Annotated in this window: 15 protein-coding genes; 8 read left to right on the forward strand and 7 right to left on the reverse strand. The window is 46.0% G+C overall.

What is annotated here, in order from left to right:
• Positions 1-61: 61 nt before the first annotated feature.
• The 3 genes from hemG to OH460_RS21590 are packed head-to-tail and all read right to left on the reverse strand — an operon-like array spanning position 62 to position 2,715.
• Positions 62-589 carry a menaquinone-dependent protoporphyrinogen IX dehydrogenase gene (gene hemG / locus OH460_RS21580; RefSeq protein ID WP_061033935.1) on the reverse strand — a complete coding sequence of 176 codons (528 nt, stop codon included), beginning with the start codon at positions 587-589 and terminating at the stop codon, positions 62-64.
• Between the two features lie 10 nt (positions 590-599).
• The gene (locus tag OH460_RS21585; RefSeq protein ID WP_008223210.1) at positions 600-2,057 is read right to left on the reverse strand and encodes a TrkH family potassium uptake protein; all 1,458 of its coding nucleotides are present in this window, start codon (positions 2,055-2,057) and stop codon (positions 600-602) included.
• A gap of 34 nt (positions 2,058-2,091) precedes the next feature.
• Positions 2,092-2,715 (reverse strand): YigZ family protein, encoded by a 624-nt coding sequence (locus OH460_RS21590; RefSeq protein WP_269999501.1) that lies wholly within the window; start codon positions 2,713-2,715, stop codon positions 2,092-2,094.
• Positions 2,716-2,942: 227 nt separating this feature from the next.
• Here OH460_RS21590 and fadB point away from each other — a divergent pair, with 227 nt between their 5' ends.
• The 3 genes from fadB to acuI all read left to right on the forward strand — a co-directional run bounded on the left by fadB (position 2,943) and on the right by acuI (position 7,527).
• On the forward strand, positions 2,943-5,114 hold the full coding sequence (gene fadB / locus OH460_RS21595; protein ID WP_269999502.1) for a fatty acid oxidation complex subunit alpha FadB: 2,172 nt from the start codon (positions 2,943-2,945) through the stop codon (positions 5,112-5,114).
• Between the two features lie 26 nt (positions 5,115-5,140).
• Positions 5,141-6,304 carry an acetyl-CoA C-acyltransferase FadA gene (fadA, locus tag OH460_RS21600; protein ID WP_102425459.1) on the forward strand — a complete coding sequence of 388 codons (1,164 nt, stop codon included), beginning with the start codon at positions 5,141-5,143 and terminating at the stop codon, positions 6,302-6,304.
• 242 nt (positions 6,305-6,546) lie between these two features.
• Positions 6,547-7,527, forward strand: a complete 981-nt coding sequence (gene acuI, locus OH460_RS21605) for an acrylyl-CoA reductase (NADPH) (RefSeq protein WP_269999503.1) — start codon at positions 6,547-6,549, stop codon at positions 7,525-7,527.
• Between the two features lie 88 nt (positions 7,528-7,615).
• On the opposite strand, the gene OH460_RS21610 is transcribed toward acuI, so the two are convergent.
• Entirely contained in the window at positions 7,616-8,557 is a 942-nt protein-coding gene (locus OH460_RS21610; protein ID WP_008223218.1) for a LysR family transcriptional regulator, read from the reverse strand.
• A 153-nt stretch (positions 8,558-8,710) separates the two neighbouring features.
• Entirely contained in the window at positions 8,711-8,896 is a 186-nt protein-coding gene (locus tag OH460_RS21615) for a hypothetical protein (RefSeq protein WP_004739241.1), read from the reverse strand.
• 149 nt (positions 8,897-9,045) lie between these two features.
• On the opposite strand from OH460_RS21615, the gene tusA reads away from it, so the two are divergent.
• Entirely contained in the window at positions 9,046-9,297 is a 252-nt protein-coding gene (gene tusA / locus OH460_RS21620) for a sulfurtransferase TusA (RefSeq protein WP_004739242.1), read from the forward strand.
• 83 nt (positions 9,298-9,380) lie between these two features.
• Here tusA and OH460_RS21625 read toward each other — a convergent pair whose 3' ends face one another.
• Together OH460_RS21625 and OH460_RS21630 are read right to left on the reverse strand one after the other, a co-directional pair.
• Positions 9,381-9,635 (reverse strand): hypothetical protein, encoded by a 255-nt coding sequence (locus tag OH460_RS21625; protein ID WP_008223224.1) that lies wholly within the window; start codon positions 9,633-9,635, stop codon positions 9,381-9,383.
• A gap of 147 nt (positions 9,636-9,782) precedes the next feature.
• Entirely contained in the window at positions 9,783-10,340 is a 558-nt protein-coding gene (locus OH460_RS21630) for a TMEM165/GDT1 family protein (RefSeq protein ID WP_004739245.1), read from the reverse strand.
• Positions 10,341-10,760: 420 nt separating this feature from the next.
• Between OH460_RS21630 and glyQ the strand changes: the two genes are divergently transcribed.
• The 4 genes from glyQ to OH460_RS21650 all read left to right on the forward strand — a co-directional run bounded on the left by glyQ (position 10,761) and on the right by OH460_RS21650 (position 17,545).
• Complete coding sequence (glyQ, locus tag OH460_RS21635) at positions 10,761-11,681, forward strand: glycine--tRNA ligase subunit alpha (RefSeq protein WP_008223226.1); 921 nt, start codon at positions 10,761-10,763, stop codon at positions 11,679-11,681.
• Positions 11,682-11,683: 2 nt separating this feature from the next.
• Entirely contained in the window at positions 11,684-13,750 is a 2,067-nt protein-coding gene (gene glyS / locus OH460_RS21640; RefSeq protein WP_269999504.1) for a glycine--tRNA ligase subunit beta, read from the forward strand.
• 202 nt (positions 13,751-13,952) lie between these two features.
• Positions 13,953-16,040: an alpha-amylase gene (locus OH460_RS21645; protein ID WP_269999505.1), complete on the forward strand. Its 2,088-nt coding sequence runs from the start codon at positions 13,953-13,955 to the stop codon at positions 16,038-16,040.
• A gap of 254 nt (positions 16,041-16,294) precedes the next feature.
• Entirely contained in the window at positions 16,295-17,545 is a 1,251-nt protein-coding gene (locus OH460_RS21650; protein WP_269999506.1) for a valine--pyruvate transaminase, read from the forward strand.
• The last annotated feature ends 75 nt before the right edge of the window (positions 17,546-17,620 follow it).

Consider the following 17,620-nt stretch of genomic DNA (forward strand, 5'->3'; position numbering starts at 1 on the left):
TTCGTTTTTTTATTCGTTCGATTAAAAAGAACTCAAAACGCCTCAAAAGTAGGCTTTTATCTTACATATTCTTCAGTTTTTCAGTGAACAAAGAGACTTTTTCCCAGTTTGTGTACTCAACTTCCTTCGTTGTATCCGTTTCACCACCTGTCATATTCATAATAAAGCGGATCATGGTTCTATCGAACCAGTTATAACGTGGGTAATAGAGGGCACCTGCAAATACACCGATTAAAGTCGGCTGCCATGGAGACTTGATAAGGAACTTCTTAATATAAGCACTGCCTTCTGGTGTATCTTTGCCTTGGTCTTCTTTACGCGCCGTTAAGTTCACGCAGAAGAACGCAACCTTGCTTGATTGCAACTGAGTAAGGTTGGCATCAATAAATTGATATAGCTTCTTATTAAGGTGTCCATAACGAATCGATGCGCCAATCAACACTCTGTCATACTGAGCAAAGTCCACCTTGCCAATAGTGTGCAGATCTTGAAGCTCACATTCGAACTCACTCATTTCTTCTTTTATATAGTTCAAGATTTTCTTGGTCTGCCCTTCACGGCTTGAATACAAAAATAGAGCTTTTGCCACAATGTTGTCCTTAGCTACGCCAAAACGTAGGGGTCAATAAGATTAATAAGGTGAAGATTTCTAATCGGCCAAACAGCATAGATACGATAAGTACCCACTTTGCTTTGTCGTTCACATCGCCAAAGTGCACCGCGACTTCACCAAGGCCAGGGCCAAGGTTATTTAATGTCGCCGCTACCGCAGAGAAAGCACTCAACTCGTCCATACCAGTTGCAATAAGAGCCAGCATACAAACCACAAACACTAATGCGTATGCAGAGAAGAAGCCCCAGACCGCATCTACGACACGTTGTGGTAGTGCAGAACCGCCAACCTTGATGGTATAGACAGCCCGTGGGTGAACAAGACGCTTCATTTCACGAGCACCTTGCAGAGTAAGTAGTAAGATTCGAATCACTTTCATACCACCACCCGTAGAACCTGCACATCCCCCTATAAAAGAAGAGAACAAAAGCAGTACGGGTAAGAACAATGGCCACTCTGAGAAACCCGTCGTTGTAAAACCCGCGGTCGTAGAGATAGACACGGTTTGGAACAAGGCTTGGTCGAAAGCATCATAGTACGAATCATAAGAGTGGTGATTGAGCAGTAATAAGAAACAAACCAAGAACAGTACTGCCTGAATAAAGATAAAGGCGCGGAACTCAGGATCTTTCCAATAATACTTAGGATGCACACCACCCGAAGCAAATGCAGCAAAGTGAAGAGAGTAATTACACGCAGATATAAGCAGGAACACCACGGTAATCATGTTGATAGCCGGGCTGTTGAAATAGCCCATGCTTGCATCGTGAGTGGAGAAGCCACCAATAGCAATAGTAGAGAAGCTATGACTGATTGCATCAAAGAAGCTCATACCGGCTAGCCAAAACGCCACCGCACAAGCAATGGTTAGGCTGAGATAGATGTACCACAGCGCTTTTGCGGTTTCAGCGATACGCGGAGTCATTTTGCTGTCTTTTACAGGGCCTGGAATCTCAGCTCGATACAGCTGCATACCACCGATGCCCAGAACTGGAAGGATCGCTACCGCCAATACGATGATACCCATACCACCAAACCATTGCAGGAACTGACGGTAAAATAAGATAGCTTTAGGCAGGTCATCAAGGCCAACGATCACCGTCGCACCGGTAGTGGTTAGTGCAGAAAAGGATTCGAAGAAGGCATCGGTTACCGAAACATTCGGGTTATCAGCGATCAAAAATGGCAAAGCACCCGCACTACCGATTACCGTCCAAAAAAGAACTACGATCAAAAAGCCATCGCGCGCTTTTAACTCATGCTTATAACGTCGGTTTGGAAACCAACACGTCGCGCCACAAAATAACAGAACAAAGAAAGTCGTCACAAATGGCACACCCGCACCATCTCGATAGATCAGGGCGACTAACGCAGGTGCGAGCATTGATACACTAAAAAGTGCTAATAATAATCCGACGATTCGAATAATTGAGCGAAATTGCATGAGCTATTGAACGAAGCGAAATGCTTCACACTTCCTAGTTGTCTTTTACTTTCGTTACCAGTGCCTTGGCACCGCTTTTATTGATTATGGTTTGGGTAAACGCATCTACCTGCAGGAGCTCTATCTCAATAATAAGCTCAACTTGCACACCATAATCCGCTTGGACCTCAACAGCCTGATGCTGAGCCATAATGGATTGTGCGATCGGCACAAAGCCATAGTCTAACTCTAGCCGTAATTTTGTGGTTATTTTTTTCTCGATAGTTTGAAGCAGCTTGAGAGCTTGTTGCACTCCACCACCATAAGCTTTAACCAAACCACCGGTTCCAAGCTTAATTCCGCCAGAGTAACGCGTGACGACAGCCGTTAATTCTCCCACACCCGATCCAGACAATTGCGCCAAAATAGGCTTACCCGCGGTGCCCGATGGTTCTCCATCATCACTGAAGCCCCAAAGCATTGAATCTTCAGGTCGACCAGCAACAAAGCCCCAGCAATTATGCCTCGCTGAAGCGTGCTCTTTTTTTACCTGCTCTACGAACTGCTTCGCGGCTTCTACACTTGGAGTATGCGCAAGGTGAGTAATAAAGATGCTCTTCTTGATCTCTTCTTCAAACAGAGCCGGAGCTGACGGTATTAAATAAGGCTGTTCATTCATATCGTTAACTTAATTAATAAGAGCTGCGAAGTGTATCACGCGTGAATAATAAGGGTTAGAGGATCTGTGCTATCGCACAATGTTAAACAATTGTTTAAAAAATGTATTGAAATTCATCTTACAGAGGTACAGACTAAGATAACTGGTCTTACCAGGTATTCTACAATAATAGAAAGACAACAAGATTCTCTCAAACAATCGTGGATTGTATGTCATGGAGATAGACAATGATTTACCAAGCTAACACCCTACAGGTAAAGGAATTACAAGATGGCATTGCAGAATTAAGCTTCTGTGCTCCAGCCTCTGTAAACAAACTCGACCTTGCTACTTTAGAATCACTAGACAAAGCGTTAGACGCTCTTAAAGCTCACGCAGGACTACGTGGTTTAATCTTAACTTCAAACAAAGACGCGTTCATTGTAGGCGCAGACATCACTGAATTTCTTGGTCTATTTGCTAAGCCAGAATCAGAACTTGATGAATGGTTAAGATTTGCAAACTCCATCTTCAGCAAGCTAGAAGACCTTCCTGTTCCAACTCTTTCAATGATGCGCGGCCATGCCCTAGGCGGCGGCTGTGAATGTGTATTGGCAACTGACTTCCGTATCGGTGACAAGACCACCAGCATTGGCTTACCTGAAACCAAACTTGGCATCATGCCTGGCTTTGGTGGTTGTGTGCGCCTGCCTCGCGTTATCGGTGCTGACAGTGCAATGGAAGTCATCACTCAAGGCAAAGCTTGCCGAGCTGACGAAGCACTAAAAATTGGCTTGTTAGACGCGATTGTAGAAACAGACCAACTGCTAGAGTCGGCAATCAATACCGTTTCTCTGGCTGCCAATGAAAAACTAGACTGGCAATTACGCCGCAAACAGAAAACATCAGCATTATCGCTAAGCAAACTCGAAGCGATGATGAGCTTTACCATGGCGAAAGGCCTTGTTGCTCAAAAAGCGGGCCCTCACTACCCAGCTCCAATTACTTCAGTCATTGCGATTGAAGAAGCGGCACGCAGCGATCGTGATGCAGCGCTCGATATCGAACGTAAACACTTCATCAAGCTGGCTAAATCAGAAGAAGCAAAAGCACTGGTTGGTCTGTTCCTAAATGACCAATACATCAAAGGTCTTGCTAAAAAAGCAGGTAAGTCAGCAAACAAAGACACTCAACGTGCTGCTGTACTAGGTGCAGGCATCATGGGTGGCGGCATTGCTTACCAATCTGCACTGAAAGGCGTGCCTGTGATGATGAAAGATATCGCACAAGCATCGCTTGACCTTGGTATGAATGAAGCGTCTAAGCTATTGAATAAACGTCTATCTCGCGGTCGCCTAGATGGCTTCAAGATGGCAGGCATCCTGTCTTCGATTACTCCAAGCCTGCACTACGCTGGTGTTGAGCAATCAGACGTTGTCGTAGAAGCCGTGGTAGAAAACCCGAAAGTAAAAGCTGCGGTACTGAGCGAAGTGGAAGGCCTAGTCGGTGAAGACACAGTACTGACATCAAACACTTCTACGATTCCTATTAATCTGCTAGCGAAATCTCTGAAACGTCCAGAAAACTTCTGTGGTATGCACTTCTTTAATCCAGTGCATCGCATGCCTTTGGTTGAGATCATCCGTGGCGAGCACACTTCAGAAGAGACGATTAATCGCGTTGTGGCTTACGCAGCGAAGATGGGCAAATCCCCTATCGTTGTAAATGATTGCCCAGGCTTCTTCGTTAACCGTGTACTTTTCCCTTACTTTGGCGGTTTCAGCATGTTGCTACGTGACGGTGCTGACTTCACTAAGATCGATAAAGTCATGGAGCGCAAGTTCGGTTGGCCAATGGGCCCAGCTTACTTACTCGACGTTGTAGGCCTAGACACAGCACACCACGCACAAGCTGTGATGGCGCAAGGATTCCCTGAGCGTATGGGCAAAGAAGGTCGTGATGCGATTGATGCACTTTACGTTGCTGAAAAATACGGTCAGAAAAACGGTAGCGGTTTCTACACATACAGCGTAGACAAACGTGGTCGTCCGAAGAAGACCTTCTCTGAAGACATTCTTCCTATCTTGGCTGACGTATGCCAAGCACCACAAAATTTTGATGACCAAACAATTATCCAGCGTGTGATGATTCCAATGATCAACGAAGTCGTTCTTTGTTTAGAAGAAGGCATCATCGCGACACCGCAAGAAGCGGATATGGCACTGGTTTACGGTTTAGGCTTCCCTCCATTCCGAGGCGGCGTATTCCGCTACTTAGACAGTGTGGGTATTGGTAACTTCGTAGAAATGGCGAAGGGCTACCAAGACTTAGGTGCAATGTACCAAGTTCCTCAACTATTGCTTGATATGGCAGAGAAAGGCGAAAGCTTTTACGACGCTCAACAAGCAAGTTCTCTGTAACCCACATTTGGAAAAGGAATATCAAAATGAATAATGTAGTTGTTGTTGATTGCCTTCGCACCCCAATGGGACGTTCCAAAGGTGGAGCTTACCGTCATACTCGTGCTGAAGATCTGTCTGCACATTTAATGAAAGGTATTTTAGAGCGTAACCCAGAAGTTAACCCTTCAGAGATTGAAGATATCTACTGGGGCTGTGTACAGCAAACACTAGAGCAAGGCTTCAACGTTGCACGTAACGCCGCGCTACTGGCTGGCTTACCGATTGAGATTGGTGCAGTCACTGTTAACCGTCTATGTGGTTCATCTATGCAAGCTCTGCATGATGCAACTCGCTCAATCATGGTTGGTGATGCGGAAATCTGCCTAATTGGTGGTGTGGAACACATGGGTCACGTGCCAATGACACACGGTGTTGATTTCCACCCTGGCATGTCAAAAAACGTAGCAAAAGCTGCTGGCATGATGGGCCTAACGGCTGAAATGCTTGGCAAACTGCACGGTATTAGCCGTGAAGACCAAGATGCATTCGCTGCACGTTCACACGCCCGTGCACATGCGGCAACGGTTGAAGGTCGTTTCAAAAACGAAATTCTACCAACAGAAGGTCACGCTGCTGACGGTTCGCTGTTTACACTGGATCACGATGAAGTTATTCGTCCAGAAACGACGGTTGAAGGCCTATCTCAACTGCGCCCAGTGTTCGACCCAGCTAACGGTACAGTAACGGCAGGTACTTCATCGGCTCTATCTGATGGTGCATCGGCAATGCTTATCATGAGTGAAGAAAAAGCTAACGCACTAGGTCTTAAGATTCGTGCTCGCGTTAAGTCTATGGCTATCGCGGGCTGCGATCCTTCAATCATGGGTTACGGCCCAGTACCTGCTACTCAAAAAGCGTTAAAGCGCGCAGGTTTAACGATTGAAGACATGGGTGTGATTGAACTGAACGAAGCGTTCGCGGCGCAATCTCTACCTTGTGCTAAAGACCTAGGTCTACTGGATGTGGTTGACGAAAAAGTGAACCTAAATGGCGGTGCCATTGCTCTAGGCCACCCATTAGGCTGTTCAGGTTCTCGTATCTCTACAACCCTAATCAACCTAATGGAAGCGCAAGACGTGAAATACGGATTAGCAACCATGTGTATTGGTTTAGGCCAAGGTATTGCAACGGTATTTGAACGCCCATAGCACTCATCGACGGTAATATTTGTCGGATAATCTTATGTGCAGCTATCTTTATATAGCTGCACTTTTTATTTCCAGCTATCAGAAAATGATAGGTTCGTTCAGCAAACCGAATCAGGAGGAAAGTAGCCAACGACATCTATGCATAAAACGCATAGATTCAATGTTGATGTTTCATTATTTTTTCTCCCACGATTCAACTAAAGTTACTTCAGTTTCCTAATATTTCTCCCATGGAGCAGATCATGTTTAAAGCACTTGTACTAAACCAAGAAGACAAAAAAACTATCGCATCAGTTTCTCAAATTGAAGAGTCTCAACTACCTGAAGGTAACGTGAAGATCGATGTAAGCTACTCTTCTTTGAACTACAAAGATGGTTTGGCGATTACAGGTAAAGGGCGCATTGTTCGCAACTTCCCTATGGTTCCTGGTATCGACCTTTCAGGTGTGGTTTCACAATCTGATGACCCTCGCTACAAAGCAGGCGACGAAGTGGTTCTAACGGGTTGGGGTGTTGGTGAAGGTCACTGGGGTGGCATGGCTGAGAAAGCAAGCCTAAACGGTGACTGGTTAGTGCCTATGCCTAAAGGTCTAGACGCTAAGAAAGTAATGGCAATTGGTACAGCAGGCTTTACTGCAATGCTTTGTGTTCAAGCTATTGTCGATGCAGGCATCAAACCTGAAGACGGTGAAATCCTAGTGACTGGCGCAAGTGGCGGTGTAGGTAGCGTGTCTATCACTCTACTAAACCAATTAGGTTACAAAGTAGCAGCAGTAACAGGTCGTGCTTCAGAAAATGGTGAGCTATTAAAATCACTAGGTGCAACTCGCATTGTTGAGCGTGCTGAACTAGAAGAGCCAGCGAAACCACTTGAGAAACAAATGTGGGCTGGTGCTATCGACACTGTAGGCAGCAAAGTACTTGCGAAAGTATTGGCACAAATTGATTACAACGGTGCGGTTGCTATCTGTGGTCTAGCAGGTGGTTTTGACTTACCAACGACGGTAATGCCATTCATTCTACGTAACGTTCGCCTACAAGGTGTTGATTCTGTTATGTGCCCTCGTGAAAAACGCATTAAAGCGTGGGAACAACTGGCTGAATTACTACCTGAGTCTTTCTACAACAGCGCGACAAAAGAAGTAGCTCTAGATGACGCGATTCAAGCGGCAGAAGACATCACTAACGGTCAAATCACAGGCCGTGTAGTTATCAAGCTGTAATCGCTTAACACTCTAAAGACAACACGTAATAAAACAAAAGGGCTGATCATGATCAGCCCTTTTTGCTATTTGCTACCTACTATTGAGTCTAACCTAAGCCGACATCGGCAATCCGCTTTTGAATTAACTCACCACACTCTTCTTTGACTACTCTTCTCAGCCATTGCTGTGAGGCAGAAGAGTCGCAGCGTGAATGCCAAATCAACGAGTAATCAAACGGCATAAACTCGAATGGCAGCGGCTTAACCACTAAGTCATAACGCTCTGCAACCAAGTATGCCAAATCAGCCGGTACCGTAATCACTAACGGCATTCTATCGACAATCGCTAATGCCGCTTCAAGGTGATAAGCACGCAGTACCATTTTTCGAGGTTGTTGATTGGCTAAAGCGTTGTCCAGTAAAGCCTTTACACCATCACTGATCGCAATCATCGCATGAGGCAAAGAGACATAATCCTCAAGGCTCAACGAACTGTCTGCCAAAGGGTGGTTTTTAGAGAGTAAGCACGACACACCCACAGGGCCAAGGACCTCTTGATGAAGTGGCGCAACACTGCCACTTGGTCGGCAAATCGCCATATCGACGCGCTCGGTACTAAGCTGTTTAAACAAATGTTCATGCTGCAGCGGGGCAAATTCCAAAGAGATATTCGGTGCTTGCTCATAAATCTTCGGCAGTGCATACGGCAAGATAGTTTGCATTGCGTAATCAGTGGTCGCAATTAGAAAGCGTTCACTGCAATAATAAGGGTCGAAGTCACTCGGGCTAAGGAGTTGACGGAATGACTCCAAAGGCTGATCAATTCGCTGACTGATCTCGAGTGCTTTTTTGGTCGGAATAAGGTGCTGGCCCTGGCGAGTAAAAAGAGGGTCGTTGAGTAGATCTCTTAAGCGCCCTAACACTCGGCTGGTTGCCGATTGGCTCAAGTTGAGACGAAGCGCGGCCTGGCTAACGCTGCCCTCTTCAATCAATACCTTTAAGGCGACCAATAAATTAAGGTCTCTACGATAGATGTCTTCTAATTCCACACCACTTACCTAGCTGAATACAATGATCATTGTTCACTAACTTGTTTATAGCATGCTTTAGATAAAAAAAATCCCGCAATTACGCGGGGAAGCCCAAGAAAATTTGGGGATAGTGTCGGAATGTCGTATCGGAATTTGTTTGCTGTACTTAGGTTAGTGCTCTTGCTCTTCGGCTACACCCTGCCAACGGCGCATCTCAACCCAAATACCAATAATCGTTGCTACTATGCCAAAAATAGGCATCAGTGAGGTCTCTGTCGATGAGCGTAAAACTAACGCACAAAAAGAAATAAAACAGAGAACCGAATAAATTGTTAATCTATCTAATCCTGTCAACATCGCCACTCCTTAGCTAGTTGCCTTTGTTTCAAGTTGTTATCAACTTGTTAACTAAGTTATAGGAAATGATTCTGTTTGCCAAGCACTTATTGCATATTTTTTCTGCAGACGTATTATTCACACGTTAGATAGATATAGAGATACAAACCATGACATTCAAACCTGAACTGGCAACCCATACTTTAGAAGCTGAAGGCCTGCGTTGCCCAGAACCAGTAATGATGGTCAGGAAGACAATTAGAAACATGCAGGATGGCGATGTGTTACTGGTAAAAGCTGACGATCCGTCGACCACTCGAGATATCCCGAGCTTTTGTCGATTCATGGATCACCAGTTGGTAGGCCAAGAGACAGAAACGCTGCCATACCAGTATTTGATCAAAAAGGGATTGGAGGCTTAACGCCCCACCGAGAATCAAACATCAAAAAAGCCGCTGGTACCTTATGTTCTCAAGCAGAACTCAGAGTACCAGCGGCTTTTTGTTTATTCATCTCTAGACTTGGTTTGCAGATAATCAAGCTGTTGTTGTAACGCTCGGATGTCTTTACGCATCGGAATAATATGCGCGACTCGAATCCAAGCCTCAACTGCAAGTCCAGTCATGATCATAGCGCCGGCGACCATTGGTAGCCACATGTCCGTCAGCACCATGCCTAATAGTGTAAGTGCAAGACCAAAGGTAAATAGATAGCTTTGGCTTTGTGGAGTAATACCCATATAACGCGTCAACATAATCATGCCCTCGTGTTCTTAACTCACAAGATTAAAATATCATGACAAGTATGACAGTTATATGTCCATTCGCTCGATAAACCTCACAATACTGTAAGAGTATGACCTACAACACATTACTCCACTGGTTGAGTATAATAAGACTCAAAACACTTACGAGTAAAACGCAGCAGCGATAGCCAGACCAACAAATAACAGGGCTGTGATCTTACGAATCAGATCGAGAGGCATCTTATCTGCCGACAGCTTACCAATGATCACCACAGGTACGTTCGCCAACAACATGCCTATGGTTGTACCCAGAATTACCCACGCCAAAGCATCGGCGTATTGCGCACCTAGAATAGAAGTCGCAATCTGGGTCTTATCACCAATTTCAGCGATAAAAAACGCAATGAAGCTGGCGACAAAAGGACCACGGTTTGAAATTTGTTCGTCATCATCGAGCTTATCGGGAATCAGAATCCAGCCCGCCATTGCAATAAAGCTGACCACCAGCACCCATTTTAAAACTTCTGGCGATAAGTAATCGGCGACGACCACACCGAGCCATGCTGCAAGGGCATGATTGGCTATGGTGGCAAAGAAAATGGCTGCAATGATAGGTATCGGTTTTCGATATCGACTGGCTAATAAAAGGGATAGCAACTGGGTCTTATCACCGATCTCGGCTAAGGCGACAGTTGTAATTGAAATGGCTAAAACGCTCACGACATGCTCATTTGGGATGGAGATTATTATATTTAACCAAAGACAAACCTCGCGCCCCATCCCGGTTCACGATGCTTGTCTAAGGTCTTGCTAAGCGCCACCAAGGTGGTGGTTGCCTCGAACGCCATGATGATTTTGCATCAATTATGTTGACGAACGAACTCATTCACTAGGATATGAACAAGTAAGCTACTCCCCAAAGACCGCGAGATTCTAATCACCCACGTAGTCAAAAACAAGTGTCAAACTTATCAAAATATCTACTTGCACCGAAAAACAAACATTAAAGGCAAAAAAATCCATTAAACGACATTTTAGACCACTAATTAAACAAGATTACCCCTACTCGCTTTACGAATATCTCGGTATACTCAGAGGTTATTTTTCTCATTCATTTAAAAGAATCGCGCGAACCTGACTATGCAAAAATACGATATCAAAACCTTCCAGGGAATGATCCTCGCGCTGCAGGATTACTGGGCTCAAAACGGTTGTACCATTGTTCAACCTCTAGATATGGAAGTAGGTGCAGGCACCTCTCACCCAATGACATGTCTACGAGCACTTGGCCCAGAGCCAATGTCTACAGCTTACGTACAACCTTCACGTCGTCCTACTGATGGCCGTTACGGTGAAAACCCTAACCGTCTTCAGCACTACTACCAATTCCAAGTAGCGCTAAAACCATCGCCAGACAATATCCAAGAGTTGTACCTAGGCTCCCTAGAGGTTCTTGGTGTTGACCCACTTGTTCACGACATTCGCTTCGTTGAAGATAACTGGGAAAACCCAACACTAGGTGCATGGGGTCTTGGTTGGGAAGTATGGCTAAACGGCATGGAAGTAACTCAGTTTACTTACTTCCAACAGGTTGGCGGCCTTGAATGTAAGCCTGTAACAGGCGAGATCACTTACGGTATCGAGCGTCTAGCAATGTACATCCAGGAAGTAGACTCAGTTTACGACCTAGTATGGAACGTTGCACCAGACGGCTCTAACGTAACTTACGGTGACATCTTCCACCAAAACGAAGTTGAGCAATCAACGTACAACTTCGAACACGCAGACGTAGATTTCCTATTCGGTTTCTTCGACCAGTGTGAAAAAGAGTGTAAAGAGCTACTTGAGCTTGAAAAGCCACTTCCGCTTCCAGCTTACGAGCGCATTCTAAAAGCAGGCCACGCATTCAACATCCTTGATGCGCGCAAAGCTATCTCTGTAACAGAGCGTCAACGTTACATCCTTCGTATTCGCAACCTAACTAAATCAGTTGCTGAAGCATACTACGCGTCACGTGAAGCACTAGGCTTCCCAATGTGCAAGAAGGACGAGGAGAAGTAATCATGGCTAAAGAATTTCTAATTGAACTAGGTACTGAAGAGCTACCACCAACGCAACTTCGCACTCTAGCAGAAGCATTCTCGGCAAACTTCGAAGCTGAGCTAAAAGGCGCAAACCTAGCGCACGAAGGCGTGAAATGGTACGCAGCACCTCGTCGTCTTGCTCTTAAAGTAGCAGCACTGGCTGAAGGCCAAGAAGACAAAGTTGTTGAAAAGCGTGGCCCAGCAGTTTCTGTAGCATTCGATGCTGACGGCAACGCAACAAAAGCAGCTCAAGGTTGGGCTCGTGGTAACGGCATCACGGTTGAACAAGCTGACCGTCTAGTAACAGACAAAGGCGAATGGCTTCTTTTCAAACAAGAAGTAAAAGGCCAAGCAACGTCTGAAATCGTTGTTGATCTAGCGGCTAAAGCACTAGGTAACCTGCCTATCGCCAAGCCGATGCGCTGGGGTAACAAGACGACTCAGTTCATCCGTCCGGTTAAAACACTGACTATGCTGATGGGCGCTGACCTTATCGAAGGTGAGATCCTAGGCGTAGCATCTGGCCGCACTATCCGTGGTCACCGCTTCATGGGTGAGCAAGAGTTCACTATCGATTCTGCAGAGCAATACCCAGCGATCCTAGAAGAGCGCGGTAAAGTAATGGCAGATTACGAAGCGCGTAAAGCAATCATCCTAGCTGATTCACAAAAAGCAGCTGCAGCGGTTGGCGGTAAAGCTGACCTAGAAGATGATCTTGTTGAAGAAGTAACATCTCTTGTTGAATGGCCAGTAGTACTAACAGCGAAGTTTGAAGAAGAGTTCCTAAAAGTTCCTTCTGAAGCTTTGGTTTACACCATGAAGGGTGACCAAAAGTACTTCCCTGTTTATGATGAAAACAAGAAGCTACTTCCTAACTTTATTTTCGTATCGAACATCGAGTCTAAAGAGCCTCGCCACGTTATCGAAGGTAACGAGAAGGTTGTACGCCCACGTCTTGCGGATGCTGAGTTCTTCTTCAACACAGACCGTAAGCGTCCTCTGATCGACCGTCTTCCTGAACTAGACCAAGCTATCTTCCAGAAGCAACTTGGTACTATCAAAGACAAGACAGACCGCATCACAGAACTTGCTGGCTACATCGCTGAGCAGATCGATGCTGACGTTGAGAAGTCGAAGCGCGCAGGCCTACTGGCTAAATGTGACCTAATGACCTCTATGGTATTCGAATTCACGGATACTCAAGGTGTAATGGGCATGCACTACGCGACTCACGATGGTGAAGACGAGCAAGTTGCACTAGCACTTTACGAGCAGTACATGCCTCGTTTCGCAGGTGATGACCTACCAAGCACTGGTATCTCTTCTGCAGTAGCAATGGCAGACAAGCTAGACACTATCGTAGGTATCTTCGGTATTGGCCAAGCTCCAAAAGGTTCTGACCCATTCGCTCTACGTCGTGCATCACTAGGTGTGCTACGTATTATCGTTGAAAACGGCTACAACCTAGACCTAACGGATCTGATCGCAAAAGCAAAAGAACTACTAGGCGACAAGTTAACCAACGACAACGTAGAAGCTGACGTTATCGACTTCATGCTAGGTCGTTTCCGTGCATGGTACCAAGATGCTGGCTTCAGCGTGGATATCATCCAGGCAGTACTAGCTAACCGTCCAACTAAGCCAGCTGACTTTGACCAACGTGTTAAAGCGGTTTCTCACTTCCGTGAACTAGAAGCGGCAGAAGCACTAGCAGCAGCGAACAAACGTGTAGGTAACATCCTTGCGAAATTCGATGGTGAGCTAGCAGCAGATATCGATCTAGCCCTTCTTCAAGAAGATGCAGAGAAAGCACTGGCTGAAAACGTTACAGTAATGACGGAATCACTAGAGCCAGCATTCGCTACAGGTAACTACCAAGAAGCCCTAAGCAAGCTAGCGGGTCTGCGCGAGCCTGTTGATGCGTTCTTCGATAACGTAATGGTTATGGCTGATGACGAAGCGCTTAAGAAGAACCGTCTAACGCTACTGAATAACCTACGTAACCTGTTCCTACAGATTGCTGATATCTCTCTACTGCAAAAATAAGTGCAAGTGAGGAAGCTGTTCAAAGCGATGCTCTGAGCAACGAAAGGTAAATACCCAAAGGGAAGCGAAAGCTTCCCTTTTTGTTTTTGTGAACCAAGCATTTGTTTGTAGAGGTGTTGTTGATTAACTGAATGAATCAGCACTCAGACTGTAGAGGGCATTGTTTGCTATAACTGGCCTGTTAATTCAGGGGAAGGGAACAATGAAAAAAACAGTACTCGCACTTTCAATGCTTGCTCTCAGCGCATGCAGTCAAACCAGCGACAACAGCCTATTACTGACGATTGATAACGACACCGCGGTATTCAAATCAACAGGCAAAGGCACTGTGATCGCAGAACAGGAACTCGCTAAAGGTAGCTATACCTTCTCCATCAGCGACAGTAAAAACACCTGTGGCACCAACTATGCACTGGCGGAAGAGAGTCGCATCAAATTCAATAAGCCCCTTCGCCTAGACGATTGCGCCGAGAAATCTGAGCTCGCCATTAAGGTCTTTCGCGCGAATACCTACCAGTTTACTCTCAACCCGCAAACTAATGAGTTAACGGTTCAAATAAAGCCAAAACAGCAACAACTCCAAAGCTTTGCTTGTCCGGTTCCTAGTGACGAGCCAACCACTATCGACGTTGCTCAAACCTTTGATGATGGCACCGTGGTTAGAGACGCTCTTTCAGGCAAACAAGTCACAGTAACTAATGGCAGCGTCACCATGCAACCAGCAGAAAACAGCCAAGGTGTTCTGCTGCTTGAGAAAGTAGAACCTGAAACCAAGGCAGACTTTAGTTGGGATAACGCCGCGGTTTACTTCGTAATGACCGACCGTTTCCATAATGGTAATCCTGATAACGACAACAGTTATGGTCGCAGCCAAGATGGACAAGACGAAATCGGAACCTTCCACGGTGGTGACTTGGCAGGCCTAACCGAAAAACTCGACTACATTGAATCACTGGGTGCTAATGCTATCTGGATTACATCTCCTTTAGAGCAGATACATGGTTGGGTTGGCGGTGGTGACCGTGGTGATTTCAAACACTATGGCTACCATGGTTACTACCATCAAGATTGGACCAAACTTGATAAGAACATGGGTACCGAAGACGAGCTAAGAACCTTCATCGATACCGCGCACAGCAAAGGAATTCGCGTTGTTTGGGATATAGTCATGAACCACACAGGCTACGCTACCCTTGCCGATATGCAGGAGTTCGACTTTGGTAAGCTCAACCTGAGTGATGAGGAAGCAACAAAAACGCTTGGTGAGAGCTGGACAGATTGGCAACCTGCTAAAGGTCAGAACTGGCACTACTTCAACAACTACATCTCTTACGGCGACAAAGAAGCGTGGGAAAAATGGTGGGGCAAAGCCTGGCTACGCAGCGATATCGGTGCTTACGACTCTCCAGGTTACAACAACCTGACCATGTCATTAGCGCACTTGCCTGATTTAAAAACAGAATCGACAGAAACAACAGGGCTACCGAATTTCTATCGCAACAAATCCACCAGCGCGACTGATGAACTCAAAACACCTCGTGACCACCTCATCACTTGGCTTTCAGACTGGGTACGTGAATACGGCGTGGATGGCTTTAGAGTCGATACCGCCAAGCACGTTGAACTGGAAGCGTGGGCAGAACTGAAAAAGAGCACTAACCAAGCACTGGCTGAATGGAAACAGAACAACCCAGACAAAGCTCTAGATGACCTACCCTTCTGGATGACCGGCGAAGTATGGGCACACAGCGTGGTGAAGTCAGATTACTTCGCTAACGGATTTGATTCGATCATCAACTTTGAATTCCAGAGCGATATCGCCCCTAAAGCGCTTAAATGCCTATCCGATCTCGATGCTGACTACCTTCGCTATGCAGAGAAGATCAACAGTGACAGCGAGTTCAACGTGTTGAGTTACTTATCCTCTCACGACACCTCACTATTCTGGACGCAGCACGGCAATGACTTTGCCAAACAAACCAAAGCCGCGAATGCGTTAATGCTGGCTCCGGGTGCAGTGCAGATCTATTACGGAGATGAAATAGCCCGTGACTTTGGACCAACAGGATCAGACCCAATGCAAGGCACTCGCTCAGACATGCCTTGGGAGCAAATCACCGGAGAGCGTGCCGAGTTGTTAAAGCACTGGCAAGCACTCGGACAATTCCGCCAACGCCACCCTGCTGTCGCGCAAGGTAAGCACATCATCCGCAACAGCAAGGGATATTACGCCTTCGAACGTCAATACCAAGATGACAAGGTGTTGGTTGTGTATACCGGTTCGAAATAAAGCGTTCGTAGGCATAAAACAGTAGAAACTCAAGGAGAAGCTTCGGCTTCTCCTTTTTGATCTCAAAAACCAGTGCAATAAGCAAGCAGTTACTCATTAGCCAAACTTTATAGAAGTTTTTTACGTGTTAGAGCATTTGGCGCTATGCGTCGCAAAAACATTGCGGTATGTTCAAGGATTACACTGATGGCAGACATAAGGTCTGCCTTAATGACACATAACAAGCAATCACAATGAATTAGGTAAAATAAGTAATGCAGTTCTCTAAGTTTGGTGAAAAGTTTAATCGTTACTCTGGAATCACTCGTTTAATGGATGATTTGAATGATGGCCTGCGCACTCCTGGCGCAATCATGCTTGGTGGTGGCAACCCAGCCGCTATCCCAGCCATGCTCGATTACTTTAACCAAGCCAGTGCCGACATGCTCGCCAGTGGAGAACTCATCGCCGCCCTCGCCAACTACGATGGCCCGCAGGGCAAAGACAGCTTTATTAAGTCTCTCGCTGCAATGCTAAAAGAGACCTATGGCTGGGACATCAGCGAAAAGAACATCAGCCTAACTAATGGCAGTCAAAGTGGCTTCTTTTACCTGTTCAACCTGCTAGCAGGCCAACAGCCAGATGGCTCACATAAGAAAATCCTACTGCCGATCGCGCCGGAATACATCGGCTACGGCGATGCGGGAATTGATGACGATATCTTTATCTCTTACCACCCAGAGATCGAACTGCTAGAAAACCGCCAGTTCAAATACCACGTCGATTTTGAACAACTTAAGGTTGATGACTCAGTCGCGGCTATCTGTGCGTCTCGCCCAACCAACCCGACAGGTAACGTACTGACCGACGAAGAAGTACGTAAGCTGGATAAACTCGCGCGTGAGAACAACATCCCACTGCTGATCGACAACGCTTACGGCCTACCATTCCCAAACATCATCTTTGAAGATGTCGAACCATTCTGGAATGAAAACACGATTCTGTGCATGAGCCTTTCTAAGCTTGGTTTGCCAGGAGTGCGCTGCGGTATCGTGATTGCGAGCGAAGAAGTCACTCAAGCACTAACCAACATGAATGGCATCATAAGCTTAGCGCCAAGCAGTGTTGGGCCAGCGATTGCCAATCACATGATTGAAAAAGGTGATCTATTGCGTTTAAGCAGCGAAGTGATTAAACCTTTCTATAAAGAGAAGTCTTTGCGCGCTGTCGAACTACTGCAACAAGCGATTGATGACCCACGTTTCCGTATTCACAAACCTGAAGGCGCTATCTTCCTGTGGCTATGGTTTGATGAACTGCCAATCACTACCATGGAACTGTACGACAGATTAAAAGCTCGCGGCGTGCTGATTGTTCCGGGTGAATACTTCTTTATCGGCCAAGAAGATGAGTGGGATCATGCTCATCAGTGCCTACGTATGAACTACGTACAAGACGATGAAGCAATGCAAAAAGGCATTGCGATTATTGCTGAAGAAGTGAAAAAGGCTTACGCAGAACAGTAATCAGAGCTTTTAGCTTACCGTAGACCAAATACAAAAAGAGCACCGACCTTCTTCAAGGTACAGGTGCTCTTTCAC

The organism is Vibrio sp. Makdt (assembly GCF_027587015.1).
Taxonomy (GTDB): Bacteria; Pseudomonadota; Gammaproteobacteria; order Enterobacterales; family Vibrionaceae; genus Vibrio; species Vibrio chagasii_B.